2 tRNA genes are annotated in these 351 nt (G+C 53.3%); both read left to right on the forward strand.

Annotation, left to right across the window (positions count from 1 at the left end):
* Positions 1–79: 79 nt before the first annotated feature.
* Positions 80–161, forward strand: a tRNA-Leu gene (locus SB724_RS19565).
* 24 nt (positions 162–185) lie between these two features.
* Positions 186–260 (forward strand) — tRNA-Gly (locus tag SB724_RS19570).
* Positions 261–351: the final 91 nt, after the last annotated feature.

The following is a 351-nucleotide window of genomic DNA, read 5'->3' on the forward strand; positions in this document are numbered from 1 at the left end:
CCATTAGCTCAGTTGGTAGAGCATCTGACTTTTAATCAGAGGGTCGAAGGTTCGAGTCCTTCATGGCTCACCATGTTACGCGGGTGTGGCGGAATTGGCAGACGCGCTAGACTTAGGATCTAGTGTCTTATGACGTGGGGGTTCAAGTCCCTTCACCCGCATTATACAGGATAGATATCCTGTATGCGGAAGTAGTTCAGTGGTAGAACACCACCTTGCCAAGGTGGGGGTCGCGGGTTCGAATCCCGTCTTCCGCTCCAACTATACCATCCACGCCGGGGTGGTGGAATTGGCAGACACACAGGACTTAAAATCCTGCGGTAGGTGACTACCGTGCCGGTTCAAGTCCGG

The organism is Bacillus sp. SIMBA_031, assembly GCF_046535225.1.
Classification (GTDB): domain Bacteria; phylum Bacillota; class Bacilli; order Bacillales; family Bacillaceae; genus Bacillus; species Bacillus velezensis.